Source organism: Vreelandella hamiltonii, assembly GCF_014651775.1.
Taxonomy (GTDB): domain Bacteria; phylum Pseudomonadota; class Gammaproteobacteria; order Pseudomonadales; family Halomonadaceae; genus Vreelandella; species Vreelandella hamiltonii.
The window spans coordinates 15,483-40,888 of sequence record NZ_BMXN01000022.1 but is presented as its reverse complement, the minus strand read 5'-3'; the positions used below and the strand labels follow the sequence as shown (position 1 = coordinate 40,888).

Genomic DNA, 25,406 nt, shown 5'->3' with positions numbered 1-25,406 from the left:
CCAGGAGGATGAGTTGGCGCACGCCCAGTTGCTAATCAGTTATGGTCAGGCTTTCGTTGCCCCGCAGCGCCGTCAGCATCGCAGCTCCATGTCGGTACGCCTGCCGGATGAGCCCGTATTGAAGGCGAAGGGCGGCTGTGCCGTCATCAGTGACTCGCTGTCGCGCAATACCATGGCCAAGCAGGCAGGCGATCTGAGCGTTCGTGGATTCCTGGCCGATTATTACTCGACCCCCGAGCACTGGGATACCAAGACCTCTGCCACGCGGGTCTTGAGAGCGCTCAACAGCTGGTGTTACAGCCAGAGCCAGCACGTCAAGGAAGGCGGTTTTGTATCATCGATGTCTGCGCTGGTGTTTCTGGGCCGCGAGGGGCATCTGTTTCATATGGGAGATACGCTGGTTTTTCGCCTGCGAGGGGCCGAGTTCGAACAGTTGACCCGTGACCATGTGACCGACGTGGGAGGCTATCGCTATCCCTCTCGGGCCTTGGGCATGGATGGCAGCCTGGATATCGATTACACCCACCTGCCGCTCAAACAGGGTGATTTTTTCGTCTTTACCACCCAAGCCGTGCGCGGCACGCTCATGCCGTCTGACTATGTGCGCTTGATTCGTGAAGATGCCAGTGATCTCGATGCAGCCTGTGAGCGCCTGGCCAGCGAGGCCAAGCAGCGCGCCCAGGAGCGAGGTTATGGGGGAGAGCAGTTCTGTTTTCAGATTCTGCGTGTCGATGAGCTGCCGGAAGAGCCCAGTGATACGCCCAGCATGCTGTATGGGGACTTGCCCATCCCCCCGGAACTGGCGGTAGGCGAGCGGCTGGATGGCCTCGAAATACAGGCGGTACTGTCGCGAAACGCGCAGTCCAGGGTCTACCGCGTACGCGATGTGCACAGCGACCGGATCATGGTCATGAAGGCGCCAAGCCCGGAGCTTTCGCTGCGCAATGCCTATCTGGAACACTTCCTGCTGCAGCAGTGGGTAGTCGAGCGGGTCAACTCCCCCTTCGTGGTCAAGGTCATGGAGCTGTCGCGTCCTCGCCGCTATCTGTACTATCTCATGCAGAACGTGGAAGGCGAGACGCTGCGTGAGTGGGCGCAGCGCCACCCTCAAGCCAGCTTGAACCAGCGTCTGGACATTGCCAACCAGCTGGGCAAGGCGGTACAGGCGCTGCACCACCGAGATATCATTCATCAGCAAATAAACCCGGATAACGTATTGATCGACCAGCACGGTAAAGTCGTGCTGACCGACTTCAGCGCCTGCCACATGCGCGAGGTGGATGGTCATCGCCAATCCGGCGACCTGCTGCGGCAGGTGGGGCTTTGCGAGCATACGGCGCCTGAGTATGCGCTGGGCGACACCATTGGCCGCCGCAGCGATCAGTATTCGCTGGCTTCGACCGTTTACTGGTTACTGACCGGCGAGCTGCCGTACCTGTTGACGCCTAACCGCCTGCGCAGCCATACCGATCTTGAAGAGCTGGCCTATCGCAGCGCGCGTACCACCAATCCTGAGATTACCCCGGAGCTGGATGAGGCGCTGCGTCGAGCCCTGGACCCCCAGCGAGCGCTGCGTTTTCGTCGCATGTCGGAGTTTCTCTACGCACTGCGTGTGCCCTTGGGGCGTTTGCCGGTACGCGAAGAGTCGCGCCCAGAAGCTCGGCGGTTCTGGCAGGGGGTGGCGGGTATTTTGCTGCTGTTGTTGGTGCTCTCCTGGCTGTTGCGCTAGATCAGAACGCAGAAGGGATGGCTTGGGCCATCCCTTCTATCTATCGCTACTGCGGGCCGTTCAGGCCGTATTACAGCGTGAATTTGGGCAGTTTCTGTGCCACTTTCGCCAGCTTCAGCTTGGCGACTTTGGGCAGGCCATTTTCGAAGGGCGGGAAGTCTTCGCCTTGAATCAGCGGGGAGAGGTAGTCGCGGCACTGCTGAGTGATGTCGAAGCCACTTTCGCTGATGAAGTCACGTGGCATGAACTTTTCCTGGTTGGCAATTTGCGCCAGGGGAGCAGAAATCACGTCCCATTGGTACGGGGTCTGAGAGATACGACGAATCGCGGGCATCATGGAGTTTTTGCCTGCCAGCGCGAGCGTCACGGCCTCGCGGCCCACGGCATAAGCCTGTTCCACATCGGTTTTGGAGGCCAGGTGGCGCGCCGCGCGCTGCAGGTAGTCGGCCACGGCCCAGTGGTACTTGTAACCCAGGTCCTGCTTGATCATGCCCGCCAAGGTGGGCGCTACGCCGCCTAGTTGGCGATGGCCAAAGGCGTCGGTATTGCCTGCGTCGGCCAGGAAAGTGCCGTCTTCGTAGCGCGCCCCTTCGGATACCACGATGACGCAGTAGCCGTACTTCTTGACGCTCTCATCGACCCTGGCCATGACCGCTTTGCGGTTGAATGCCACCTCGGGGAAGATAATGAGGTGAGGCGGTTCACCTTCGTCTTCCCCGGCCAGACCACCCGCCGCCGCAATCCAGCCCGCATGACGCCCCATGACTTCGAGCACGAACACCTTGGTAGAGGTGGCGCACATCGAGGCGATGTCCAGAGACGCTTCGCGGGTAGAAGTGGCAATGTACTTGGCCACGCTACCAAAGCCTGGGCTGTTGTCGGTGATGGGCAAATCGTTGTCGACGGTTTTCGGTACGTGAATCGCGGTCAGCGGGTAGCCCATTTTTTCGGATAGCTGAGACACCTTGAGACACGTGTCGGCGCTATCACCTCCGCCGTTGTAGAAGAAGTAGCGGATGTCGTGGGCCTTGAAGACCTCGATCAAGCGCTCGTACTGGGTGCGATGAGTATCGATATCCTTGAGCTTGTAGCGACATGAGCCAAAAGCACCGCCCGGCGTATGACGCAGGGCAGCAATGGCGTCGTCGCTCTCCTGGCTGACGTCGATCAGGTCTTCGGTCAGGGCGCCGATGATGCCGTTATGGCCGGCATACACCTTGCCGATCTGGTCGGGGGCTTGCCGACACGCTTCGATCACGCCGCAGGCGCTGGCATTGATGACGGCGGTAACGCCACCGGACTGGGCGTAAAAGGCATTGTGCAGGGCCATGGAACGTTTCATCTCCTGAACGAGTATCGTGTGACTAGCTAAATGAGCTTTCGGGTTTATCAATAAATGCTGCGGAGTTTAGCCTAAAGCCGTTGCCACTGCATTACACGCAGGGCAAGGCTGCTGGAGCTACTCCTCGCCTGCGTCCATGGCTTGCTCTTTCAAAGCCAGCCGCCAGCCGCCCAGATCCTTGTAGCGATTGACCATGGCGCAGAACAGTTCGGCGGTGCGCTCGGTATCATAACGGGCGGAGTGAGCCGATTTGTTGTCGAATTCGATACCCGCCGCCCGGCAGGCGCGTGCCAGCACGGTCTGGCCGTAAACGAAACCTGCCAGGGTCGCCGTATCGAAGCTCGAGAACGGGTGAAACGGATTGCGCTTGACACCGCACCGATTGGCGGCTGCGTTCAGAAACCCTTGATCGAAAGCCGCGTTGTGGCCGACCAGGATGGCGCGAGAGCAGCCATGCGCCTTGATGGACTTGCGGATGGGGCGAAAGATTTCTCCCAGCGCCTCGGACTCGCTCAAGGCGACCTGGCGGCGCAGCGGGTCATCCAGGTTGATACCTGTGAAATCGAGAGCCGATTGCTCCACATTGGCCCCTTCGAAGGGGTGAATGTGGTACGCATAGGTGGCGTCGGGCAGTAGATTGCCTTCCGGGTCCATGGTGAGCGTCACAGCGGCAATTTCCAGTACGGCATCCGTCTGGGCATTGAACCCGCCCGTTTCCAGGTCAATGACCACCGGCAGGTAACTGCGAAAACGCTGGGCCATCAGATCGCGGGCAATTGCCTCGCTCATGCAGCTCTCCTTAGTAAAGCGAGTAATCGAACACAGTGGCGGTCATGAGGAGTCGCCACGAATGTGCTGATTCTAGCAGCTTTGGGCCCGAGGCGTCGTTGACGGTATTCGCTGGGCATCGAGAGCGCTATACTGGACGCCAGGTGTAATGGATAGCGCCCGAGCGTGCTGTCGATTCTGGTGAACTGTGTTCTTATTCAAGAGGAGCAAAGAATGTCCGATGTCAAAAAGGTTGTGCTGGCATATTCAGGCGGCCTGGACACATCCGTTATCGTCAAGTGGTTGCAAGAGACCTACAACTGCGAGGTAGTGACCTTCACTGCCGACATCGGTCAAGGTGAGGAAGTCGAGCCCGCGCGTGCCAAGGCCCAGGCGCTGGGCGTCAAGGAAATCTACATCGAAGACCTGCGTGAAGAGTTCGTGCGCGATTACGTCTTCCCCATGTTCCGTGCCAACACCATCTACGAAGGCGAGTACCTGCTGGGTACCTCCATTGCTCGCCCGCTGATTGCCAAGCGGTTGATCGAAATCGCCAACGAAACCGGCGCCGACGCCATTTCCCACGGTGCGACCGGCAAGGGCAACGATCAGGTGCGTTTCGAGCTGGGCGGCTATGCGCTCAAGCCGGGCGTCAAGGTCATCGCGCCTTGGCGCGAGTGGGACCTCACTTCCCGCGAGAAGCTGATGGCCTACTGCGAAGAGCACAATATCCCGGTGGATTTCTCTAACAAGAAGAAGAAATCTCCGTACTCCATGGATGCCAACCTGCTGCACATTTCCTACGAAGGCGGCATTCTGGAAGATCCGTGGGCCGAAGCCGAAGAAGACATGTGGCGCTGGAGCGTTTCACCGGAAGCCGCCCCTGAACAGCCCACCTACGTCGAGCTGACCTTCGAGCAAGGCGATATCGTGGCCATCGACGGCGAGACGTTGAAGCCCCACGAAGTCCTCGAAAAGCTTAACAAGCTGGGCGGCGACAACGGTATCGGTCGTCTGGATATCGTCGAAAACCGCTATGTGGGCATGAAGTCGCGCGGCTGCTACGAAACTCCCGGAGGCACGATCATGCTGCGTGCCCACCGTGCCATCGAGTCGCTGACGCTGGACCGTGAAGAAGCACACCTGAAAGATCAGCTGATGCCCAAGTACGCCGAAGTGATCTACAACGGCTACTGGTGGAGCCCCGAGCGTCGCATGCTGCAGGCGGCCATTGACGAAACGCAGAAAAACGTCTCAGGCGTCGTGCGCATGAAGCTCTACAAGGGCAATGCCACGGTGGTGGGTCGCAAATCCGAGCAGTCGCTGTTCGACGAGTCCATTGCCACGTTCGAAGACGATGCCGGTGCCTACAATCAGAAAGATGCCGAAGGCTTCATCAAGCTGAACGCACTGCGCCTGCGCATTGCGGCCGGCAAAGGTCGCCAGCAAAGCTAGTCTCTTCCCTTGTGACCAGCCCCGGTGGGTTGGTCACTCTTTCCTGGAGTGGTCATGTTTAAAAAACTACTTGCGGGCCTGTTTGGGTCAAGCGATGAGCGTAAAAGCGTGTCGGGCACCAAGGCGGCAGAGCCTGTCGCCTACAAAGAGTACCTGATCATTTCACAGCCGGATGACCAGAGTGGCCAGTACCGTGTCAGCGGTGTGATTCGTAAAGCCATTGCGGATGATAGCGTTCAAGAGCACCGCTTCGAGCGTTCCGACATGCTGCCGGGGCGTGATGCCTGCGACGCGCTGATGGTCAGCAAGGCGCAGCGCTTCATCGATGAGGTGGGGGAGGCGATGTTCGAACCGGACCCCCGTCGTGAAAGCGGTACCCCTAGCTAAGCTGTGAATCCATCAAGGCACGCGCTTCAGCGGCCGCTTTCAGCATGAACTCTGCGGGCACGCTCGTCAGGACGGCGCCCTGCTCACAGGCCGCTATATCCACCAGCAGTTGCCCCAGTGCGCCGGCATAGCTTGCCAGCGCCTTGTGTATGCTCTGGCTCAGGGGCAGCTCCTGCAGCATGACCTCCAGTTCAATCCCCAGAATGACCGGCATGCGCGAAAACAGCCCGACGATAAAGGCTTCTTCTGCGTCCAGCCCACGCTGCTCCGCCAAGGCCTCACAGGCAAAGGCACGCGTCAGCCCATTGATCAGGTTGACCTTGCTGGCCGGATTGTTGCCCGCCAGCATGACGATCGATACCAGGGTGCGCAGCTCCTTCAACCCGATGATGTGAACACAATCCAGTAGCTTGTAGGCGGGACGCTGTGCGGCCTTTCCTGCGGAATTGGCGCGCTTGAATACCGCATTGAGCAGGTAGGGGTCGCGGGCAATCAGCGTGCTCAGCGCAGGCAGGCGAACTCGGTCGCTGTAAAGCTGCGCCAGTAGCTGCATCTGATTGGCGCGCGACGTGCTGTGGCGCTGGGTTCTGGTGGTCTGAATTTGTGGGCGTTGGTAAAAGTAGCCCTGGAACAGGCTGAAGCCCAGCGCTTTGCACTGCTCGAATTCATCATGGGTTTCGACCCGCTCCGCCAGCAAGGTGTAGCCTTGACGATGGAGAGACGTAATCATGTCGATGGGCAATCCCACCGAGATATCGAATTTGACGATATCGGCAAAGGGCATCAGCCCTTGATTGGCTGAGTTGGGCTCCACATCATCCAGCGCCAGTCGATAGCCCTGCTTTTTCAGCCGCCTGAGAGCGTCGGTCAAGGGTTCGCTGGGCTGCGTGTCTTCCAGAATTTCGATGACGATTTGATCCGCAGGCAGGCCAGCCAGATCGGGGTTCAGCAGCCAGTCATGGGAAGCGTTGATGAACAGCTGGCGTTGGCCGCAGAGCTTATCGAGACCGATTTCGTAGATGGCCACCGCGCAGGCGCGAGCCGTCGCCTGTACGGCGTCTAGAATCACGGCGTTACCTGCGCTGGCGTTTCCCCGATACAGCAATTCATCCGCGACATGCTGCAACTGCACGTTGACGATGGGCTGAATGGCGATCGTGTATTGGTCGCTCTCGACATCGTTAAGTTCTGACCCGCTCAACATGATACAGCTCCAGCATGGCGATATGACGGTGTACAAGGATCCAAAGAATAACGTACAAACACAGGAACATACCAGTTACATCGCAGCACAGTGCGTTGACAAAAAGGAGGAGTCATTTAAACGGTAGGGCGGGCAGTTCGATCCACATTCGCGTGCCCCCCAGGTCGGAAGCGTCTGCCCACAGCTTCCCTCCCAGGTGTTGAACGATGGCGCGACTGATCGGTAGCCCAAGCCCGCTGCCTTTTGGGCGTTGGGCATGAGGCTGTCCGCTACGCTGCAGCTGGTAGAATTTTTCGAAGACGTGCTCCCTTTCTTCCTCGGGAATACCAGGCCCGTTATCTTCCACACTCAAGCGAAACTGATCTCCGTGGGCCTCGACACGTAGCACTATCTCGGGATGGGTATGATGCGCAAACTTGCGCGCATTTTCCAGCAGGTTGATGATCACTTGTTCCAGCCGGTCGGGGTCGGCTTCCACCATGGCAGTCTCGGATTGCACCTCCAGCCGGAAGGTCAAGGCTGCTTCTTGATGCAAGCGGGCCAGTGCGTCGCTGCTTTGTCTGGCCAATGCCACCAGGTCGACGGGTTTCGGCGACATGGTCAGACGACCGCTTTCCAAGCGTGCCAAGTCGAGTATTTCCTCGATCAGCCGGGAAAGTCGTTCGCTTTCCTGCACCATGATGGCCAAGAATTGATGGCGCTTGTCATCGCTGATATCCGGCGTGTCGCGCAATATTTCGGCAAACGAGCGAATCGACGTCAGCGGTGTTCGCAGCTCATGGCTGACCATGGCCACGAACTCATCTTTCATCCGGTCCAGCTCGCGCAGCCGCTCATTGGCACTGCGCAATTCCTGGCCCACGCGGGCCAACTCCTGGGATTTCTGCTCGAGGCGACGGTTGTACTCCAGCGTCTGTGACGTGGTATCCAGAATGCTCAGCACCGAGGCGACGTCCAGCGCTTCACCGCGCAGCACCGAATTGATCAACACGCTGGCGGAGGCACTGCCCAGGGAGCCTGCCAGCGCCTGCTCGGCCCGCGTGATCAGCCCGCTGGAAGCAGGCTGTGTTTTGTTCAGCGGCTCATGTTGGGTAAACACGCGTTCGGTGGCCGTACTGCCCAGGTAGCGGATGAGCAGGGCATGTAGTGCCCCTTCGGTGGTTTCGCCTCGCCATAGAGAGGTCGTGTGCAGGCCCGGGTGCATGGCGCCGGTGAAGAGCGCTGCCTGGGTCTGTTCCAGCGGTGTGGGCCGGGTAAACAGCGATACACCTACCAGCAGTCCCACATTGCACAGCATGCTCCAGAACAGTGAGTGGGTATAAATATCCCAGCCAGTCAGGCCCAGCAGGGCATAGGGCGACAGCCACGATAGCCCCCATGGTCCTTGGGTGATCAGCGTGCCATCCAGCCATCCCGATTGGGCAAAGCCCGGCAGCAGCAGGGTGTAGAACCAGACGATAAAGCCTGCTACCAGAGCCGCGGCCGCCCCTTGGCGGGTGGCGCCGCGCCAGTAAAGGCCAATCAGCAGCGCGGGGGCAAATTGAGCGACGCCCGCAAACGAGACCAGCCCGATGGTGACCAGGCTGTAAGTGTCGCCAATCAGCGCGTGGTAGAGATACCCCATCAGCAGAATCACGAGGATGGCGATTCGGCGTATCCCCAGCAGCCAATCGGCCAGCTTGCCGTGGCTGCCGATATAGAGCCCTTTGACCTTGAGCAACAGCGGCATGACCAGCTGGTTGCTCACCATGGTAGAGAGCGCGATGGTTTCCACGATCACCATCCCCGTGGCCGCGGACAGCCCACCGATGAACACCAGCAAGGGCAGGCCCTCGAGACCTGCGGAGAGAGGCAGCGTCAGCACGAAGCTGTCCGGGTCTCCGGCATCCAGCAGCAGCCCCGCCAGGGCAATGGGAATCACGAACAGGTTGATCAGCAGCATGTAGAGCGGAAAAAGCCAGCTGGCGCGAATCAGGTGCTGCTCATCGACGTTCTCGACGACCAGTACCTGGAACTGACGTGGCAGGGTCAAAAAAGCCAGAAACGCGAGCAGCAGCATGCCCACCCAGCCGGTGGCCCCGCCGGGTACGCTCTCCAGGCGCATGGCGTTGGTCAGCTCCGGCATGGCCGCGGCCTGCGCGAACAGGGCGGCAGGCCCCTCGAACAGCACGAAGGTGACGAAGATACCCACCGCCAGAAACGCCACCAGCTTGACCAGCGACTCGACTGCAATGGCCGCGACCATGCCCTCGTGGCGCTCGCTGGCATCCAGATGGCGAGTGCCGAACAGAATGATGAACACGGCCAGTACCATGGCGATCCAGAACGAACGATCACTCCAGAATCGCTCGGTGGCCAGGGTCGCGTCGGCACTCAACGGGTAATTCATCAGCACCGCATGGCTGACCGTGATCGCCTTGAGCTGCAGCGCGATATAAGGCGTGATGGTGATCAAGGCCATAAGGGCCACCAGGGCACCCAGCAAAGAGCTCTTTCCGTAACGGGCACTGATAAAGTCGGCAATGGAGGTGATCCGCTGCTGAGCCGCAATGCGCACCATCTTGCGCAGCGTGAAAGGCGCCAACAGCATGGCCAGCGTGGGCCCCAGATAGATGAGCAAGAAGCTAGGGCCAAACTGCGCGGCCCGGCCCACGCTGCCGTAAAAGGTCCAGGCGGTACAGTAGACCGCAATGGAGAGCGCATACACCGTGGGCGAGCCAATCAGCGAGCGCCCCTGTTCGGCGCGGCGGTCTCCCCAGGCGGCCACCATGAACAGCAGCGCCAAGTAGCTGAAGGCAGCCCCAATCACCACCAGGTCGGTACGCATGCTCATCGTCGTCCGGGCGTTTCCACCAGCCAGGCGGTCATGCCGATCAGCGCGCCCCAGACCACGAACAGGTAGAGCGGCAGCCAACCCAATGAGGAGGGCAAACGGTCCATGATCAGCAGGGCGGGCGGACAAAACAGCAGCAAGGCCAGTATGATCAAGGCGATCAATCTTTCCTGACGTCGGGAGAGCGGGCGGGAGGTTTTCATGAGGCGCTGGCATCCTCACGGTCGAAGGCATTGGCCTGCAGGGCTAGCAGTTCCTCGAGGGTATCGATGCCTCTTGCCTCCAGTCGGGGCAGCAGCGCCAACCACAGCTCCGCCGTGACGCGGGCATCGCCCAGCGCCGTATGCCGCGTGCCGGGGGGGAAGTGCAGATCGTAGCGCTTGGCAAGGGTATCCAGGTCGTGACCATCCAGCGCTTCGTCCAGTGCTCTGGATATCAACAGCGTATCGAGCACCGGCATGTCAAAGCGAACGCCATGGCCGCTGATGGCCAGCATGTCGAAGGCGGCGTTGTGGGCCAGCAAGACGGCATTGTCCACATAGGCGCTGAACAAGGTCAGCACGCTGTCCAGTGTGGCAGCACCTGCAACATCGGCATCGGTAATGCCGTGGATGACCGTACTGGCCGCCGGTATGGGGCGTTGGGGGTCGACGTAATGGTTGAAAGCGTCACTGGCCAACAGCCGCCCATTGACGATACGGCACGCCCCCAGGCTGATCACCGTGTCGCCTCGACGCAGCTCCAGGCCGGTGGTTTCCGTGTCGAAGGAAACGATATCCAGGTTGCGCAGCCGACGACTGGCCAGCGCATCATCCGGGGCGGGCAACTGGGCAATGCCGAAGTCGTGGAATTCGGGCCGTGGCGGGGCGGGTTCACGGGGAGCGTCGGTACGCTCCAGGGTAGGTAGCGGCATGCGCAAACGCGCGTGGCGCTTGTCGCTGTCGGCAACGCTCCAGATATCGGCGGCGTGCTGGCGCAAGATGTCGGCCACCGATGGCCCCAGCGGCAGCGCCGTCAGCCGCTCTTCACGCCAGCGTACCAGCTCGCTCTCGGGCACGGGAGCACCTTGCCAGATCAGGTCGACGTAAACGCGTTTCTGATGATGGCTCAGCTCGCCCTCGAAGCCGCCGCTGGGCAAGTGGCTGTGTAAATAGCGCACCAGGGAGTCGAACAGCTCGATCAGGGCGGGAGCATCGCCCTTGAACCAGGCAGGCATGCCAATGGGGGTAATCAGCCGATGGGCAGGGTCCAGTCGCTCATCCAGGGATTGCCAGAAGTCATTGGACCACATGGGCCGCAAGCGCTCGCCGTGGTACTGCATGTCCTCGAGAAGCGTGGCCATTCTGGCGACCTGCTGGTTCAGGCCATGGCTCTCTTCCTGAATGACCTGCTCCAGGCGTTCTCGGAGTGCAGGGTCCTGGGGCAGGGTGGCCAGTTGCCGCATGACGTCCGCTGCACTGCCCAGGCTGGCAGAGTGCTGGCGTAGCGATGGCAGCAGACTACCCAGGTCGGCGCGCACGCCCATCTCGTTGTTCCAAGCCGTGGTGGCATCGCTGCACGTCACAAGGGTTTCTTTTTCGCTGCCGGGCACGCGTCGGATCACCACTTTCAGCCAGCGCTGTTCGCAGGGGGCCAGCAGTTCCCTGGGAGAGCCATCGTCCGGCAACTGGGCCAGGGCATGTTCAAGGCCAACGGTGGGCAGCAGCGTGTCGAGGCGTTTGCCAAGCCCCAGCCCCGTGTGCCCGGCAAAAAAATCCTCGGCGGCCTGGTTGAACAGCATGACCCGGCGATGACGGTCGCAGAGCAGCAGCGGCGTTTCCAGCACCTGCAGCAGTGTTTCCAGCTCCTGACGTATGCGGGTGGCGCTACGCGCACCCTCTGCATGAGCGGTGGCCAACCGCCCTCGGTCGGCGCGCCAGCTCTGGCTGAGGCGCCGCAAATCGGGGCCGAGCCCCTTCAGCCAGCCTTCGGGGGTGTTTTCGTCCTGGGCATCCGGATTGGCTACCCAGCGTGCCAACTGGGCCTGAAGGTGGCGCAGCGGGGTGAACAGCATGCGTTCGAGCAGCAGCCCAACCAGAAAAATCGTCATGCCGCCAGAGAAGCTGCCCAACCACAGCGCGGCGCGGGCAATTCCCGACAGGCCCAGCTGAGCATCGAGCCAGGCGGCAAAAATAGCCCCGCCAAGCAGGCTGATGCCGCTCAACAGCAGCCATACGCCCATGAGGCGCTGGCGTTTGGGTAACCCTTTGCCGGTCATGGCGTTCGCTCACCCAACAGGGATTTGACCTTTTCCATCAGTTGCTGAGTGGAAAAGGGTTTGGTCACGTAGTCGTCTGCTCCCAGCGCCAGGCCTTTCTCACGCTCTACTTCGCGGCCGTGGGCGGTCAGCATGATGACCGGCAGCCGCTGGGTCGTTGCTTGTTGTTCACGCTGGCGCAGCTGCTCGAGCACTTCGAAGCCGCTGATGCCGGGCAGGCTGATATCTAATAACAGCAGGTCGGGGGAGGCATCTTCCAGACGTAAAAGTGCGCTTTCTCCATCCTCGGCAGTCACTACTTCGAGTCCGGCATGGGACATCAAGAACTCCAGAGACAGGACAATATTGGGTTCATCGTCGACCACTAAGACTTTGGCCATGGAGGGCTCCTGATAACGCAACGTTATTATTGGTTCTTGAAGAAGTTTAGGTAGCCAAGCCGAGCCCGCCAAGACGACCTTCGATGAGTATGGCCATGACGTCTACAACTTTCGCAGTGGTTTAAAGCCATAAAAGGGCTTTTTCATGGACTTGCCAGACGTCTCATACCACTATGAAAACGCTCGAAGTGAGCAAGCGAGTAAGCCCAACAATAAAGCATCACCATTAAAGGAGCTGCGCTTATGAGTGCTATTTTCTTGCTGGTGGTGGGTCTTGGTGCAATGGCATTGGGGTACTTTATTTACTCCAAGTTCGTTGCTCAAAAGATCTACCAACTAGATCCTGACTTTAAAACCCCTGCCCATGAGTTCGAAGATGGCGTCGATTATGTGCCTACCAATCGGTTCGTGCTGTGGGGGCACCACTTTACCTCGGTGGCGGGTGCCGCACCCATCGTCGGGCCGGCCATCGCGGTGATCTGGGGCTGGGCACCGGCCTTCATGTGGGTGGTGTTCGGCACGATATTCTTTGCCGGGATTCATGATTTCGGCGCCATCTGGGCCAGTGTGCGCAACAAGGCAAAATCGGTGGGGGCGCTCACTGGAGATGTCGTTGGCAAGCGTGCCCGCAGTATCTTCATGATCGTCATCTTTCTGGTGCTGCTCATGGTCAACGCGGTGTTCGCGGTGGTCATTGCCGGTCTCATGATGAATTTCTCCAGCGCGGTCGTGCCGGTGTGGGGAGCCATCCTCGTGGCACTGATCATCGGCCAGTTGATCTACCGTCGGATCATGAGCTTGCCCGTTGTATCGGTACTGGGGGTCATTGCGCTCTATGCCCTGATCTTCATTGGCCCTTCGGTGCCGATCCAGATGCCCTCGGAAGTGGCGGGTATGTCCGGTAACGCGGTGTGGATCCTGATCCTGTTTGCCTACGCCGCCATCGCCTCCTTGCTGCCCGTCTGGATGCTGCTGCAACCCCGTGACTATATCAATGGTCTGCAGCTGTTCATCGGTCTGCTGGTGCTGTACGGCGCCCTGGTGTTGCTGAACCCGACTCTGGTAGCACCGGCGTTCAACAGCGATGTGCCTGCGGGTACGCCATCGCTCATTCCTTTGTTGTTCGTGACCATTGCCTGTGGGGCAATCTCTGGCTTCCATGGGTTGGTGTCTTCGGGGACCACCTCCAAACAGCTCAACAAGGAGACCGACGCGCGGTTCGTGGGCTATTTCGGCGCGGTAGGCGAAGGCATGTTGGCCCTGGCGGCGATTCTGGCGGCCACGGCAGGCTTTGCAACGCTGGGTGACTGGCAGGCCATGTACAGTGCCTTTGGCCAGGGGGGCGTCAACGCCTTCGTGGAGGGCGGAGCCTACATCATCCATAACGGCCTGGGGCTGCCTGAAGTGACGGCGGCGACGCTGCTGACGGTCATGGCGGCGCTGTTTGCCGGGACCACCATGGATACCGGGCTGCGGTTGCAGCGCTATATTTTCCAGGAGTGGGGCGATATCTATCAGCAGCCGTGGATGAAGAAACCTGCCATTGCCACCGGCCTGGCCGTGGGTAGCTGCCTGTTGCTGGCGTTTGGCGCCGGTGGGGCCGACGGCTCGGGTGGGCTGATCATCTGGCCGCTGTTTGGGACCACCAACCAGTTGCTGGCAGGCCTGACATTGCTGGTGATCACCGTGATGCTGGTGCGCCTGAAACGGCCCATGTGGTACACCCTGGCACCGCTGTGCTTCCTGCTGGTGATGACGATCCTGGCGCTGCTGCTGCAGCTGCGCACTTTCTGGAATCAGGGCAACATGTTCCTGCTGGTACTGGACATCGTCGTCCTGATTGCGGCCATCATGGTGGCCATGGAGTGTGCGGCCGCGCTGAAGCGCTCGCGTTCCGAAGTCGCCGAGCAGCAGCCTTAGCCGCTGCATAACCCTGGAGAAACCCCATGAGCGATGATCTGCATTCCGGGTCGTCGCGTCGAGAAACGCTCAGGGCCTGGCTCGACCAGGCCCGCTTCTTTACCGAAGAGGTGTACAGCGCCCGCTACCGGGGCGCCATCGCCAGAGCGCGACGCGATGAAGACGACCTGTTCATGCTGCTGGTGTTTGCCGAAATGATGGGCCTGCAGAATCCTGCTGCTTATTACACGCTTGAGCTGCAGCCATTGCTGCTCGAACGCTTCCATGACTGGCATCGACGCATGGGCATGGAGCACTCCCCACTGGATCACTTCCGCTGCTGTTGAGGCATTTGCCCAGCGGTAGCCCGCACATCAGGACAGACCATGCACGCTGTATTGAATCGACGCCTGCTATGGGTAGGTGGCAAAGGGGGCGTTGGCAAGACCACCGTGGCGGCCTCATTGGCCGTGCTGGCCGCCAGCCGAGGCAAACGGGTGCTGGTGGTCTCCACCGACCCGGCCCATAGCCTGGGCGATGTGTTCGACAGGCAGTTGGGCGATACGCCTCGCCGCCTGTTGCCCAACCTGGATGCCATGGAGATCGACCCCGACCGTGAAGTGGAAGCACACCTTGCCCGCGTCGTGGCCCAGATGCGGCGTTATGCAGCGCCAGAAATGATGCAGGAGCTGGAGCGGCAGATGCGCCTGACACGTCAGTCTCCCGGCACTCAGGAGGCCGCCTTGCTGGAGCGGTTGGCTCGTCTGATGGTGGACGATGAGGCCCCCTATGACGTGATCATTTTCGATACGGCGCCCACGGGGCATACCCTAAGGCTGCTGACCCTGCCCGAGGCCATGGCCGCGTGGACCGACGGGCTGCTGGCCCATAACCGCAAATCCGCCGAGTTGGGCAAGGTGCTGGAGCATCTGACCCCCAAGCGAGGCAGGGACGTGGCCACGCCCTTTGACGACCCCACCCAGGACCCGCTGGAAGACCTGGATGAACGCACCCGCGACGTGGCCAGCACGCTGATCGAGCGCCGCCGCCTGTTTCACCAGGCACGACGACGTATCGAGGATAAAAGCGCCTGCAGCTTCTTGTTCGTCATGACCCCCGAGCGGCTGCCGATCCTGGAAACCGATCGTGCGGTGAAAGCGCTGGAGGAAGTGCGTATCCCGGTGGCGGGGGTGCTCATCAATCGGGTGATTCCCGCAGACGCCGACGGCGAGTTCCTGGCAGCCAGGCGGCAGCAGGAGGCTACTTATCTGGCGCGCATCGAACAACATTTTCGCCACCTGCCGCGCCCCGTGCTACCTTGGCTGCCGACAGATGTACAAGGTATTGAGGTGCTGGAGCAGTTGGCTGCCCAGCTTGAACAGCAAGGATTTTGATGCGGGTATTACTGCTCTCCGCCTACGAGGCGGTCAGCCATCGTTACTGGGCAAACAGTTTGATGGCTGAACTGACGGATGTGGAATGGACATTGCTGAGCTTGCCACCGCGCCATTTTGCCTGGCGCATACGCGGTAATCCGCTGAGCTGGTGGTTGAAGGAACACGCTACCCTCAGCCAGCGCTTCGATGTGGTGCTGGCCACCTCCATGGTGGACATGGCCACGCTGGTGGGACTGTTTCCGCACCTGGGCCAGGCCCGCAAAATCGTCTATTTTCACGAGAACCAGTTTGCCTACCCGGAGTCCAGCGAACAGGTGCCCCAGGTCGAAGCCAAAATGGTCAATCTCTATGCGGCCTTGGCGGCGGATACCCTGGTATTCAACACCGCCTATAACCGCGACTCCTTTTTTACTGGCGTCCGGCAATTTCTGAAAAAAATGCCCGAGAACCTGCCGGCCGCCGCGCCGCTGGAGCGGCTGAGGCGTTCGGCAAAAGTGTTGCCGGTGCCCTTGCAGCCGCTGGCGCAGGGGCCCGACGTTGCACCGCCACCTCGCCGCATCGTCTGGAACCACCGTTGGGAGTACGACAAGAACCCCGAGGACTTCTTTGCGGTGTTGTTCAGGCTGAGTGAGGAGGGCGTGCCTTTCGAACTTGCCGTCATGGGCCAACGGTTTCGCGACGAGCCCGCCATCTTTGCTGAGGCGCAGGTGCGGCTGGCGCAGCATCTCGTCTGTTGGGGGCCTCAGCCAGAGGAGCAGTATCAGGCGCTGTTGAACGGCGGTGGTATCGTCGTGTCGACCACCTGGCATGAGTTTCAGGGGCTGGCCATCATGGAGGCTGCCCAGCGTGGCGCGTGGCCGCTGGTGCCGGACAGACTCTGCTTTCCGGAACTCTATCCTGACGCCTACCGTTACGATGGGACACGGGAGGGGCTCTATCAGCGCCTTGCCGCGTGGCTACAAGGCACGATGACCGCTCCTGAGCGGCTGGATACGTCGCCCTGGGAGTGGCCCCAGTGGCGTGAGGCGTATCGTCAGTTGCTGGGCTGAAGCAGGTCCAGACGCCTGGTAGGCCAGTGCACCACGGCCGTGTGAGGTCGCATCTTGCTGGCCAGCTCAGGATGACGCTGGCCGATCACCTGTGCGGCAAAGCGCGACAGGAACTGCGATTTCAGCTCTGCCCGCGCGCGATCGACGCCGCTGTGTTGATAAGGGGTCGAGGCCAGTAGCATGAAACCGTCGTCTGGAATGCGGCCATGGAGCATGTTGGCGGCGATGATATCCGCCGCCGTACCAATGGGTTCTGCCAGGTCGGGCCCGTAGGGGCCGATGATCAGTGCGGTATTGGGCAGGTGAAGAAAATCGAAACCTCGGCCAATGCAAATGACCCACTCGCGGTGTTCGATATCCAGCGCCCGGGCGGTGCCATACAGGCTAGTGACATGGGCCAGGTTACCTTCCAGTAGCGGTAGCAGGTCACGGCGTATGTCGTCAGGCATATCCGGGCAGACGGTGGCTAGGCGGATGGCCAGGGCCTCTGCCGGTTGGCCTACCCAGTCGCGAATGTCCAGGACCGCTCCTGCCTTGCCATGAATCACCAGCGCGTCGCTATCCGTTTCAAAGCCACACACCAGCGGGTACACCTGCTGGTGGTCTTTGCCAAACAGTTTGCCCGCCTGCTCGGCAATGCCGTATGCGTGAGCCCGGGCGGCCGCCGTATCGCAGCCGAAGCCTGCACAGCCCCGCTGTGGCTGTCCGGCGGAGTAGTGATAAGTAATGCACATCAAGGTGCCGCGCCCCTGCTGCGCTGCCGCCAGCACCGAATCGGTGAGCAGCTCACCCAGGTAAGGCCAGCCCAGGTCGAAAATACCCCCCAGGTTGCGAAACGGCGTGATGATGCCCAGCGGGGTGCGGGTGGCATGGGGAAGGTGGATACGGCCATCCATGCACTTCATCACCAGAAGTGAAGTAGGGTGCTGCGCCAGATAGCGCTGCCGTGCCAGCCACGCGTCAGGACTGCAGAAGTGCTCTGCGTGCTGGCGGGAGAGAGCCAGCAGCGCGTCGATTCGCTCGTGGATAGGGCGCTGGTGAAGCCTTGTGGCAGAGCTGTTGCTGGTACTTGAGATGGTACTTGAGATGGTACTTGAGATGGTACTGTGATCAGTGCTGGGCATGGGCAGCTCCCTGGGGCGGCCCAAACGTTCAGGCCAGCTCGGTTTTGTCTTTATAGTCGCAGAGATCCTCGATAATACAGCTACCGCAGCGTGGCTTGCGAGCGATACAGGTATAGCGGCCATGCAGGATCAGCCAGTGATGGGCGTCCTGCTTGAAAGCCTTGGGCACATGGCGCAACAGCTTCTGCTCCACTTCGACCACGTCCTTGCCCTTGGCGATGCCCGTCCGGTTGGAGACTCGGAAGATATGCGTGTCCACGGCGATGGTGGGCTGCCCAAAGGCGGTATTGAGAATGACGTTGGCGGTCTTGCGCCCGACACCCGGCAAGGCTTCCAGCGCCTGGCGGGTTTGCGGCACGTCGCTACCATGCTGGTTCACCAGAATATGGCAGGTCTTCATCAGGTTTTCAGCCTTGGTGTTGAACAGGCCGATGGTCTTGATGTACTCCTTGAGTCCCTCGATGCCCAGCGCGATGATTGCTTCGGGGGTGTTGGCCACCGGAAACAGTCGGTCGGTGGCTTTGTTGACGCCCACGTCGGTGGCCTGTGCCGAGAGCAGTACCGCAGCCAGCAGCTCGAAGGGGGTGCTCCAGTTCAGCTCGGTGGTGGGGTGCGGATTTTCCGCCTGCAGGCGGGCAAAAATCTCCTGCCGTTTCTGGGCATTCATGAACGTTTCTCCAGACTATTTGATGATGCCAGTGACCCGGACGCGGCGTTCGCTGCGCTCGTGGGTGGGGGAGGGCTGTGCCTTGCGCTGGCGCTGGTCGAGGACATTCTTGAGCGCGATCAGCAGGCCCGCAACGAAAAAGGCCCCTGGCGGCAACATGAAAAACAGAAACTGATAGTCGTCCATCACCGTTATCTGCCACTCGGCGGCCCTGGGGCCCAGCAGCAGATGCATGTTGTGGAACAGCGTCCCTTGGCCCAGCAGTTCTCTGATCGCTCCCAGCAAGACCAGCACCCAGCCGAACCCGAGCCCCATCATGAACCCGTCCAGCGCCGCAGGAAGTACCGGCTGGCGCGAGGCAAACGCATCGGCACGTCCCAGGATGGCGCAGTTGGTCACGATCAATGGGATGAAAATGCCCAGAATTTGATAGAGCGAATAGGCAAAGGCAGCCATCAACAGCTCGGCGCAGGTCACGAAGGCGGCAATGATCATCACGAAGGCGGGTAGCCGCACCGCGCTGGGCACCTGATAGCGAATCAGCGAGATAGTCGTACTCGCCCCGACCATGACCAGCAGGGTGGCCAGCGCCAGCCCTAGTGCGTTGACCACGCTGGCGCTCACGGCCAGCAGCGGGCAGAGCCCCAGTAGTTGCACCAGGGCCGGGTTGTTGCGCCAGAGCCCGTCCTGGGTCAGCTGTTGCCATGGGGTCATGTCTCGGGCTCCTCGATGGTGATGGGCAAACGGACCTCATGGGCATAGCGCAGGGCATCGTGAACGGCATTGATGACCGCGCTTGGGGTGATGGTGGCCCCGGTGAAGCCATCGAACGCGCCGCCCTGTTGTCGCACCGCCCAGCTTTCTGGGGGCAGACTGTGACGTGTCAAGCCATCGAAGCGAGTGATCCAGTCGCTGCGCTGGCGTTCGATGGCATCGCCTAGCCCTGGCGTTTCCTGGTGCCGAGTGACCCGAACGCCGCTGATACGGCCCTCATGGTCAATCCCCACCAGCAGGTGAATGGCTCCGCTGTAGCCCTGGTGGGTGATGACCGGCAGAACGACGGCAGCCTCGTCTGCGTGGTGAACATACCAGCCGTGTGTGGGCGCGCGGTGGCCCAGCCGCTCGGGCTCAGGCAGCTCGAAGGTGTCTTCCAGCAGCGATGCCTGTGAGTCCGTGACCAGCGAAGCTGGCAGCACTGCCTGCAGCTGGCGATATTGATAGGCCAGCTGGTGCTGCTCGATACGCTCGGCGGTCAGCGCCCGAGTCAATGCCACGCTGCCTGCCGTTACCAGCGCAAAGGTGCCCAGCGCCAGCGCCCCACGCCACATGGATTGATAGAGCGTCATGGGCGCTTCGCCTGGGGGCGGTGCCCTGTGGGACGATGCCCTGTAGGAACAGGAGCGCTGTAAAGATCCAGCAGCGGCACGCACAGGTTCATCAGCAGCACGGCAAAGGCGACGGCATCGGGATAGCCGCCGAAGGTGCGGATGATCATGACCAACACCCCGATGCCGATGCCGAACAACAGCTTGCCGCGCCGACTGGTCGCCGCCGATACCGGGTCCGTGGCAATGAAGAAGGCACCAAACAGGGTAGCCCCCATGGTCAGATGAAACAGCGGAGAAGCATACTGGTCGCTGTCCAGGCCGTAGAGCAGTGCCGCGATCAGTGCCATGCTACCCAGCATGGCAACCGGAATATGCCAACTGATCACTCGTTTGAACAACAGCAGCAACCCGCCTGCCAGCCACGCCAGCGCGATCATGCGCCAGGCCTGTACCGTGTCTTCCAGCGCAGCCGCCGCCCAGAACTCATCTGCCCCTGTCAGTCCTTTATGCTTGAAGGCATCCAATGGCGTGGCACCACTCAGCGCGTCCAGCTCGGCAGCGGAGAGGGTGCCGCTGACCTGGGCCCAGAGTGTCGCCATCGAACCTGCCTGGTGCGGCACTGGCCACAGCGTCATGTAGGTTGGAAACGATACCAGCAGCAGGGCGTAACCCACCATGGCCGGATTGAAGGGGTTGTGCCCCAGCCCTCCATACAGCTGCTTGGCGACCACCACCGCGGCGATGGCCCCTACCGCCAGCAGCCACCAGGGGCTACCGGGGGGCAGCGAGGCGCCCAGCAGAACGCCCGTCAGCAGGGCGCTGCCGTCGGTCAAGGTAGCGACCACGCGGCGACGGCGCAGGGCGAGTATGGCGGCCTCTGCCAGCATGGCAACGCCGGCGGCCACTGCCACGTTGGTCAGCACCCCCAGCCCAAAATAGAAGGTCATGGCCAGTAGCCCCGGCAGGGTCGCCAAAATGACCCAGCGCATGATCGATGCCGAGGAAGGGGCAAGGCCCAGCGTCGAGGCCTGGAGCATGCTCATGGTGTCGTTTGCTCCCGTTCGCGGGCTCTGGCATCGGCCAGTCGGGCATCCGCGGCGAGCAGGTTTTCCTGGGCAGTGGCCAGCTGCATCTCCAGATCCTCCTGGGATTGTTGAGGGTCTTCTGCCACGGCGCGAGCCAGCGCTTTCTCGGCTTTTTTGACCGCCGCCCTGGCCGCGGTCTGTGCGATGCGCAAGCTGCGCAGGTCAACGGCTGGCAGCTCTGCGGCGCGGGGCTCGGCACCCGATGACGACGGCTGACGCTGCTGGGCAAGCCGCGCCTGGCGGCGAGCCTGCTTCTCCGCCTCTTCCCGGGCCAGCCTGGCCTGGCGGAACTCGAAGCGGTGGCGAGCGTGCTCTGCCTTGGCGGTTTCGATGCGCTTCAAGCGGATCCGCTGTTTGGCCGTGCGGTATTCCGCCACCAGCGGGATATGGCTGGGGCATACGAAACTGCAGGCGCCGCATTCGATGCAGTCGAACAGGTGCTGTTTTTCCAGAGCCGCGTCATGGCCACTTTGCGCGTGCCAATGCAGCTGCTGGGGCAGCAGCTGCACCGGGCAGACGGTTTCGCAGGCACCGCAGCGAATACAGGGGGAAGCGTCTGGCGCCGGGGGCAGTTCCTGGCGGGTGGCGGCAATCAGGCAGTTGGTGGTTTTGATGACGGGAACGTCCAGCGATGCCAGCGCTTTCCCCATCATGGGCCCACCCACCACTACTTGATGCAGGGCATCCGGCGCCAGCCCCGCCTGCTGAAGCAGACCCTCTATCGGGGTGCCCAGACGTACCCAGTAGTTGCCTGGCCGTTCGATGGCCTCCCCTGTCAGGGTGACGATGCGCTCGACCAACGGTGTGCCCTCACAGATGGCCTGCTGTGCCGCCAGCAGCGTCCCCGGGTTGTGACACAGAACGCCCACATCCACTGGCAGGCCGCCGCTGGGTACGTCTCTGCCCAGCAGCTTTTTGATCAGCTGTCGCTCGCCCCCGCTGGGGTAGCGGGTTTCGATCACCTCGAGCGTCACCGGAATCGGTGATGGCACCTGGGGCAGCGCCGCCTGCAGGGCTTGGCATGCCTCGGGCTTGTTATCCTCGATACCCACGACGATACGCGACGCGTCACACAGGGTGGCCAAAATTGCTGCGCCTTCCAGCACCTGGGCGGCATAGTGGCGCAGCGTCATGTCGTCGGCGGTGATGTAGGGCTCGCACTCGGCGGCATTGACCACCAGCGTATCGATGGGGTGCTGCAGGCTGACCTGCGCTTTGACGTGAGTCGGAAAGCCCGCGCCACCCAGACCTGCCAGGCCGCTATCGTCCAAGCGTGCCACCAGCGCTGAAGGCTCCGCCCGCCGCCAGTCGAGCGGGGCCAGCCGCTGCCACTCATCGTCGCCGTCGCCTACGATCGTCACCGACTGAGGGCTGACCTCACGCACGGTGCCGCTCAGGCTGGCATGCACATTGGCCGATACCAGCCCACCTTTACGGGCCACCACAGTGCCCACCTTAACGCGCTCGCCTGCGGCCACGCAGGGCAGGGCGGGCTTGCCGACATGTTGATCGAGGGGCAACACCACTTGAGCAGGCAGCGGGGCCACCCTCAGCGGCGCGGTGAGTGAGCGCTGCTTGCGCTCGGGCGGATAAATGCCGCCGGGAAAATCATGACGGGACATGAGCACTCCCTGGCGTTGCGCGGTCGCTGATAATGGGCTCCCACTGACTCAACGGCTTGCGTCGTGGCAGCATGTCGATGCAGTCCACCGGGCAAGGGGCGACGCATAAATCGCAGCCGGTACATTCGTCTTCGATGACCGTGTGCATCTGTTTGGCCGCGCCGATGATGGCATCCACCGGGCAGGCCTGAATGCATTTGGTGCAGCCAATGCACTCGGCTTCGCGGATGAAGGCCACACGATCTTCGCTGGGGGCTTCGCCATCCAGGGGCGCTGGTTCGCGACCCAGCAGCTCGGCCAGGGCCACTACCGTGGCGTCTCCGCCGGGCGGGCACTTGTTGATGGCATCGCCCTGGTTGATCGCTTCGGCGTAAGGGCGGCAGCCGGGGTAGCCGCACTGGCCACACTGGGTTTGTGGCAGCAGCGCATCGATTTGCTCCACCAGGGGATTTTCATCCCCCTTGAAGCGCGCGCTGGCCAAACCCAGCAGCGCCCCGAACAGCAGGCCCAGAGTGGTCAATGCGCCCACGGCGCTGGCGACCCCCCACCATGACAATGATTCGCCCATTACGATGCCCCCTGCACCAGGCCGGAAAAGCCCAGAAACGCCAGCGACATCAGGCTGGCGGTCACCATGGCAATGGCGGCGCCCTGGAACGGCTTTGGTATATCGGCACCGGCCAGCCGCTCACGCATGGCGGCGAACAGCACCAGCACCAGCGAGAAACCTGCTGCCGCGCCCAGGCCATAGAGGGTGGTGTGGAAGAAGCTCAGTTCGCGGTTGAGCGACAGCAGCGCCACTCCGAGTACGGCGCAGTTGGTGGTGATCAGGGGCAGGAAAATACCCAGCACTTGATGCAGCAGCGGGCTCAGCTGGCGCACCATGATCTCGGTGAACTGTACGACGGCAGCAATGACCACGATAAAACTGATCGTTCGCAGGTAGGTAATGTCCAGCGGTACCAGCAGGCCGTGGTACACCACGTAGCTGGCCGCGGAGGCCAGGGTAAGCACGAAGGTGGTGGCCAGAGACATGCCCATGGCAGACTCCAGCTTGTTGGAGACACCCATGAAAGGACATAAGCCAAGAAACTGGACCAACACGAAATTATTGACCAGCGCGGTGCTGATCAGGATGACAAACAGTTCGTTCATGGCGGCGTATTGTGCGTGGAACTGGCGTCGCTGGCTAGCGGAGATGCAAATCGAACGGCGCGGTGTCTGCCTTGCGCCTTGGCCAGGTACAGCGCCTGGTCGGCGGTGCTCATGACGGCGCTTGGCTGAGCCGTCTGGCTATCCTGCAGCGAGCCAACGCCCACGCTGATGGTGACATGATGGCAGACGGGCGATGTTGCATGGGGTAGTGCAAGTTGGTCGATGGCCGCGATGATGTCCTGGCCAAGTTGCAGAGCTTGCGAAGGTTCCGTGGTGAGCAGCAAGGCGCTGAACTCTTCGCCACCGGTGCGGGCAATCAGATAGCCACGCCCAGCGGCACAGCGCTCGAATACCTGCCCAACTTGTTCAAGGCATCTATCGCCCTGCACATGCCCGTAATGGTCGTTGTAGAGTTTGAAATGATCGATATCCAGCATCATGACGGCCACCGGGTGTTGCTGGGCATCTGAGATGGCAGCCTCCAGGCGCTGGTCGAACAGCCGCCGATTGGGCAGGCCTGTCAGCGGATCATGGGTGGAGAGTGTCAGTAGCTCGGCGTTCAACCGATGTTGGCAGTCCAGCTGGTGGTGAAAGGCTCGTGACAAGGTGCCGATCTCATCTCGCCGCTCTACCAGGGTGAGCGTTGCCGCCTCTGCTGGCGCCAACTGTTGGGTGAAGTGGGTCAACTGGCGCAAGGGCGTCAGTACCAGCCGCTCCAGCACCAGCAGCACCAGTCCGATGACCAGGGACATCAGCACGGCCGTCCATATCAGAACGTAGTTGAAGGTCGTCAAACTGCTTAGATAGCCATGGCGATTGAGCTCGATTCCCAAGGCTAGCTGGCTGTCATTGCCTAGCGTCGGGAAGTATTGTTCGGCATAGGCCGTGTCGTCGGAGAAGGTCAACTGTGCTTCCGGCGGATGTGTTGCGTCCGTCACCGACAGTGCGATGGGCAGCCCTGTGTAATCCGCCATGAGGGCTTGCCATGAGTCGTTCAGCGCACGTATCTTGAACAGCCACCCCACGGCGGGGCCACTCTCGTCGGTTTGCAGGATAGGGCTACCCGCCAGCAAGGCTGGCCACCCTTCGATGGCGATGTGGACCTCGTTGGCATGGCCCTCCTCGATGGCCAGTTGCATGGTCTGAGTCCAAGGCGCCATCCAGGCGCACTCGCCGGTGGCTGAGGTACAGGTGCTGAACTGGCCTGTTTGCGGGTCGATGCCCGATAGCAGATACAGCTCACCGTCGAGAGTAAAAAGCACCATGAGCTGATAGCGCATGTCCTCGAACATTTGCGCGCTAAAATTCACCTCGGTGAAGCCTGGGTAATCCCCTTGCAGGAAACGATAGGTATCGTCCCAGTGTGCCCAGTCACGTACTTGTGCATGCAGCTGCTGTTGGCTCAAGACCAGGCCACGGGCGGTACGATCCAGCTCGCGGTGAGCGGCGTCCCTTTCTTCTGCCTGCAGAGCAGGAAAGATCAGCCAGTGACTCAGCGCCCCCAGTGCCAGCATGGCGCACAGCAATACGCTGCCCAGCAGGGCAAGAAAGCGAAAACGCAATGACAAAGGCCAGCGTTGAACCATGGGTGCACTCAGTCCTGTTGTCGCGATGAAGGTAGCGTCGTGAAGCCCCTTCACTCTCCTTGACTTTCATTTTCCTCAAACAGCAAGGGGCAGGCGGTTGGCTATGCCCCTTGCTGGCGTCTGCTGCGCGACTGATCAG

General features: G+C 61.2%; 23 protein-coding genes. 7 read left to right on the top strand and 16 right to left on the bottom strand.

Going from position 1 to position 25,406, the window contains the following annotated elements; genetic code table 11:
* Nucleotides 1–13 precede the first annotated feature (13 nt).
* Nucleotides 14–1,729 (top strand): bifunctional protein-serine/threonine kinase/phosphatase, encoded by a 1,716-nt coding sequence (locus tag IE091_RS15070; RefSeq protein WP_039178470.1) that lies wholly within the window; start codon nucleotides 14–16, stop codon nucleotides 1,727–1,729.
* Between the two features lie 70 nt (nucleotides 1,730–1,799).
* On the opposite strand, the gene IE091_RS15065 is transcribed toward IE091_RS15070, so the two are convergent.
* Nucleotides 1,800–3,059 carry a 6-phosphofructokinase gene (locus IE091_RS15065; protein ID WP_189464030.1) on the bottom strand — a complete coding sequence of 420 codons (1,260 nt, stop codon included), beginning with the start codon at nucleotides 3,057–3,059 and terminating at the stop codon, nucleotides 1,800–1,802.
* Nucleotides 3,060–3,188: 129 nt separating this feature from the next.
* Entirely contained in the window at nucleotides 3,189–3,860 is a 672-nt protein-coding gene (gene rnt / locus IE091_RS15060; RefSeq protein WP_016913724.1) for a ribonuclease T, read from the bottom strand.
* Nucleotides 3,861–4,073: 213 nt separating this feature from the next.
* On the opposite strand from rnt, the gene IE091_RS15055 reads away from it, so the two are divergent.
* Nucleotides 4,074–5,294 carry an argininosuccinate synthase gene (locus tag IE091_RS15055; RefSeq protein ID WP_096923063.1) on the top strand — a complete coding sequence of 407 codons (1,221 nt, stop codon included), beginning with the start codon at nucleotides 4,074–4,076 and terminating at the stop codon, nucleotides 5,292–5,294.
* 54 nt (nucleotides 5,295–5,348) lie between these two features.
* On the top strand, nucleotides 5,349–5,681 hold the full coding sequence (locus IE091_RS15050) for an HlyU family transcriptional regulator (RefSeq protein ID WP_189464021.1): 333 nt from the start codon (nucleotides 5,349–5,351) through the stop codon (nucleotides 5,679–5,681).
* Here IE091_RS15050 and IE091_RS15045 read toward each other — a convergent pair.
* From IE091_RS15045 to IE091_RS15025, 5 genes are all read right to left on the bottom strand, one after another.
* Nucleotides 5,674–6,885 (bottom strand): EAL and HDOD domain-containing protein, encoded by a 1,212-nt coding sequence (locus IE091_RS15045; protein ID WP_144982660.1) that lies wholly within the window; start codon nucleotides 6,883–6,885, stop codon nucleotides 5,674–5,676. The two genes, IE091_RS15050 and IE091_RS15045, sit on opposite strands and share 8 nt — an antisense overlap.
* A 112-nt stretch (nucleotides 6,886–6,997) precedes the next feature.
* Entirely contained in the window at nucleotides 6,998–9,712 is a 2,715-nt protein-coding gene (locus tag IE091_RS15040; protein ID WP_189464029.1) for a sensor histidine kinase, read from the bottom strand.
* Nucleotides 9,713–9,714: 2 nt separating this feature from the next.
* Nucleotides 9,715–9,921 carry a hypothetical protein gene (locus IE091_RS15035; protein WP_039178157.1) on the bottom strand — a complete coding sequence of 69 codons (207 nt, stop codon included), beginning with the start codon at nucleotides 9,919–9,921 and terminating at the stop codon, nucleotides 9,715–9,717.
* Nucleotides 9,918–11,975 carry a 3'-5' exonuclease gene (locus IE091_RS15030; RefSeq protein ID WP_144982663.1) on the bottom strand — a complete coding sequence of 686 codons (2,058 nt, stop codon included), beginning with the start codon at nucleotides 11,973–11,975 and terminating at the stop codon, nucleotides 9,918–9,920. Before IE091_RS15030 ends, IE091_RS15035 begins: the two co-directional genes overlap by 4 nt.
* Complete coding sequence (locus IE091_RS15025) at nucleotides 11,972–12,355, bottom strand: response regulator transcription factor (RefSeq protein ID WP_189464020.1); 384 nt, start codon at nucleotides 12,353–12,355, stop codon at nucleotides 11,972–11,974. The genes IE091_RS15030 and IE091_RS15025 overlap by 4 nt, the downstream gene beginning before the upstream one ends.
* A gap of 243 nt (nucleotides 12,356–12,598) precedes the next feature.
* Here IE091_RS15025 and IE091_RS15020 point away from each other — a divergent pair, with 243 nt between their 5' ends.
* The 4 genes from IE091_RS15020 to IE091_RS15005 are packed head-to-tail and all read left to right on the top strand — an operon-like array spanning nucleotide 12,599 to nucleotide 16,700.
* Nucleotides 12,599–14,275, top strand: a complete 1,677-nt coding sequence (locus IE091_RS15020; RefSeq protein ID WP_039178148.1) for a carbon starvation CstA family protein — start codon at nucleotides 12,599–12,601, stop codon at nucleotides 14,273–14,275.
* Nucleotides 14,276–14,301: 26 nt separating this feature from the next.
* Entirely contained in the window at nucleotides 14,302–14,601 is a 300-nt protein-coding gene (locus IE091_RS15015) for a cory-CC-star protein (protein WP_016913733.1), read from the top strand.
* A gap of 39 nt (nucleotides 14,602–14,640) precedes the next feature.
* On the top strand, nucleotides 14,641–15,648 hold the full coding sequence (locus tag IE091_RS15010; protein WP_096923058.1) for an ArsA family ATPase: 1,008 nt from the start codon (nucleotides 14,641–14,643) through the stop codon (nucleotides 15,646–15,648).
* Nucleotides 15,648–16,700, top strand: coding sequence for a tRNA-queuosine alpha-mannosyltransferase domain-containing protein (locus IE091_RS15005; RefSeq protein ID WP_189464019.1), 1,053 nt, complete (start codon nucleotides 15,648–15,650; stop codon nucleotides 16,698–16,700). Before IE091_RS15010 ends, IE091_RS15005 begins: the two co-directional genes overlap by 1 nt.
* On the opposite strand, the gene IE091_RS15000 is transcribed toward IE091_RS15005, so the two are convergent.
* The 9 genes from IE091_RS15000 to IE091_RS14960 are packed head-to-tail and all read right to left on the bottom strand — an operon-like array spanning nucleotide 16,685 to nucleotide 25,267.
* Entirely contained in the window at nucleotides 16,685–17,824 is a 1,140-nt protein-coding gene (locus IE091_RS15000) for a carboxysome shell carbonic anhydrase (RefSeq protein WP_229800859.1), read from the bottom strand. The two genes, IE091_RS15005 and IE091_RS15000, sit on opposite strands and share 16 nt — an antisense overlap.
* A gap of 28 nt (nucleotides 17,825–17,852) precedes the next feature.
* A complete protein-coding gene (gene nth, locus IE091_RS14995; RefSeq protein ID WP_039178135.1) occupies nucleotides 17,853–18,491 on the bottom strand; it encodes an endonuclease III in 639 nt (212 codons plus the stop codon).
* A 15-nt stretch (nucleotides 18,492–18,506) separates the two neighbouring features.
* On the bottom strand, nucleotides 18,507–19,205 hold the full coding sequence (locus IE091_RS14990) for an electron transport complex subunit E (RefSeq protein ID WP_096923055.1): 699 nt from the start codon (nucleotides 19,203–19,205) through the stop codon (nucleotides 18,507–18,509).
* Complete coding sequence (locus IE091_RS14985) at nucleotides 19,202–19,837, bottom strand: RnfABCDGE type electron transport complex subunit G (RefSeq protein WP_189464018.1); 636 nt, start codon at nucleotides 19,835–19,837, stop codon at nucleotides 19,202–19,204. Before IE091_RS14985 ends, IE091_RS14990 begins: the two co-directional genes overlap by 4 nt.
* Entirely contained in the window at nucleotides 19,834–20,862 is a 1,029-nt protein-coding gene (locus tag IE091_RS14980; protein ID WP_189464017.1) for an RnfABCDGE type electron transport complex subunit D, read from the bottom strand. Before IE091_RS14980 ends, IE091_RS14985 begins: the two co-directional genes overlap by 4 nt.
* Nucleotides 20,859–22,526: an electron transport complex subunit RsxC gene (gene rsxC, locus IE091_RS14975; RefSeq protein WP_189464016.1), complete on the bottom strand. Its 1,668-nt coding sequence runs from the start codon at nucleotides 22,524–22,526 to the stop codon at nucleotides 20,859–20,861. The genes IE091_RS14980 and rsxC overlap by 4 nt, the downstream gene beginning before the upstream one ends.
* Nucleotides 22,513–23,094 carry an electron transport complex subunit RsxB gene (gene rsxB, locus IE091_RS14970; protein WP_039178126.1) on the bottom strand — a complete coding sequence of 194 codons (582 nt, stop codon included), beginning with the start codon at nucleotides 23,092–23,094 and terminating at the stop codon, nucleotides 22,513–22,515. Before rsxB ends, rsxC begins: the two co-directional genes overlap by 14 nt.
* On the bottom strand, nucleotides 23,094–23,681 hold the full coding sequence (gene rsxA / locus IE091_RS14965) for an electron transport complex subunit RsxA (protein WP_016913743.1): 588 nt from the start codon (nucleotides 23,679–23,681) through the stop codon (nucleotides 23,094–23,096). Before rsxA ends, rsxB begins: the two co-directional genes overlap by 1 nt.
* On the bottom strand, nucleotides 23,678–25,267 hold the full coding sequence (locus IE091_RS14960) for a diguanylate cyclase domain-containing protein (protein WP_189464015.1): 1,590 nt from the start codon (nucleotides 25,265–25,267) through the stop codon (nucleotides 23,678–23,680). The genes rsxA and IE091_RS14960 overlap by 4 nt, the downstream gene beginning before the upstream one ends.
* Nucleotides 25,268–25,406 lie beyond the last annotated feature (139 nt).

Excerpts from the sequence above, each read along its gene's own strand:
- IE091_RS15030 (WP_144982663.1), bottom strand. The coding sequence starts at position 11,975 with ATGACCGGCAAAGGGTTACCCAAACGCCAGCGCCTCATGGGCGTATGG.
- IE091_RS14960 (WP_189464015.1), bottom strand. The coding sequence starts at position 25,267 with ATGGTTCAACGCTGGCCTTTGTCATTGCGTTTTCGCTTTCTTGCCCTG.
- IE091_RS15065 (WP_189464030.1), bottom strand. The coding sequence starts at position 3,059 with ATGGCCCTGCACAATGCCTTTTACGCCCAGTCCGGTGGCGTTACCGCC.
- IE091_RS15025 (WP_189464020.1), bottom strand. The coding sequence starts at position 12,355 with ATGGCCAAAGTCTTAGTGGTCGACGATGAACCCAATATTGTCCTGTCT.
- IE091_RS15010 (WP_096923058.1), top strand. The coding sequence starts at position 14,641 with ATGCACGCTGTATTGAATCGACGCCTGCTATGGGTAGGTGGCAAAGGG.
- IE091_RS15040 (WP_189464029.1), bottom strand. The coding sequence starts at position 9,712 with ATGCGTACCGACCTGGTGGTGATTGGGGCTGCCTTCAGCTACTTGGCG.
- rsxC (WP_189464016.1), bottom strand. The coding sequence starts at position 22,526 with ATGTCCCGTCATGATTTTCCCGGCGGCATTTATCCGCCCGAGCGCAAG.
- rsxA (WP_016913743.1), bottom strand. The coding sequence starts at position 23,681 with ATGAACGAACTGTTTGTCATCCTGATCAGCACCGCGCTGGTCAATAAT.
- IE091_RS15035 (WP_039178157.1), bottom strand. The coding sequence starts at position 9,921 with ATGAAAACCTCCCGCCCGCTCTCCCGACGTCAGGAAAGATTGATCGCC.
- IE091_RS15020 (WP_039178148.1), top strand. The coding sequence starts at position 12,599 with ATGAGTGCTATTTTCTTGCTGGTGGTGGGTCTTGGTGCAATGGCATTG.
- nth (WP_039178135.1), bottom strand. The coding sequence starts at position 18,491 with ATGAATGCCCAGAAACGGCAGGAGATTTTTGCCCGCCTGCAGGCGGAA.
- IE091_RS15045 (WP_144982660.1), bottom strand. The coding sequence starts at position 6,885 with ATGTTGAGCGGGTCAGAACTTAACGATGTCGAGAGCGACCAATACACG.
- IE091_RS15000 (WP_229800859.1), bottom strand. The coding sequence starts at position 17,824 with ATGCCCAGCACTGATCACAGTACCATCTCAAGTACCATCTCAAGTACC.
- IE091_RS14985 (WP_189464018.1), bottom strand. The coding sequence starts at position 19,837 with ATGACGCTCTATCAATCCATGTGGCGTGGGGCGCTGGCGCTGGGCACC.
- rnt (WP_016913724.1), bottom strand. The coding sequence starts at position 3,860 with ATGAGCGAGGCAATTGCCCGCGATCTGATGGCCCAGCGTTTTCGCAGT.
- IE091_RS15050 (WP_189464021.1), top strand. The coding sequence starts at position 5,349 with ATGTTTAAAAAACTACTTGCGGGCCTGTTTGGGTCAAGCGATGAGCGT.
- IE091_RS14980 (WP_189464017.1), bottom strand. The coding sequence starts at position 20,862 with ATGAGCATGCTCCAGGCCTCGACGCTGGGCCTTGCCCCTTCCTCGGCA.
- IE091_RS15015 (WP_016913733.1), top strand. The coding sequence starts at position 14,302 with ATGAGCGATGATCTGCATTCCGGGTCGTCGCGTCGAGAAACGCTCAGG.
- IE091_RS15005 (WP_189464019.1), top strand. The coding sequence starts at position 15,648 with ATGCGGGTATTACTGCTCTCCGCCTACGAGGCGGTCAGCCATCGTTAC.
- IE091_RS14990 (WP_096923055.1), bottom strand. The coding sequence starts at position 19,205 with ATGACCCCATGGCAACAGCTGACCCAGGACGGGCTCTGGCGCAACAAC.
- IE091_RS15055 (WP_096923063.1), top strand. The coding sequence starts at position 4,074 with ATGTCCGATGTCAAAAAGGTTGTGCTGGCATATTCAGGCGGCCTGGAC.
- rsxB (WP_039178126.1), bottom strand. The coding sequence starts at position 23,094 with ATGGGCGAATCATTGTCATGGTGGGGGGTCGCCAGCGCCGTGGGCGCA.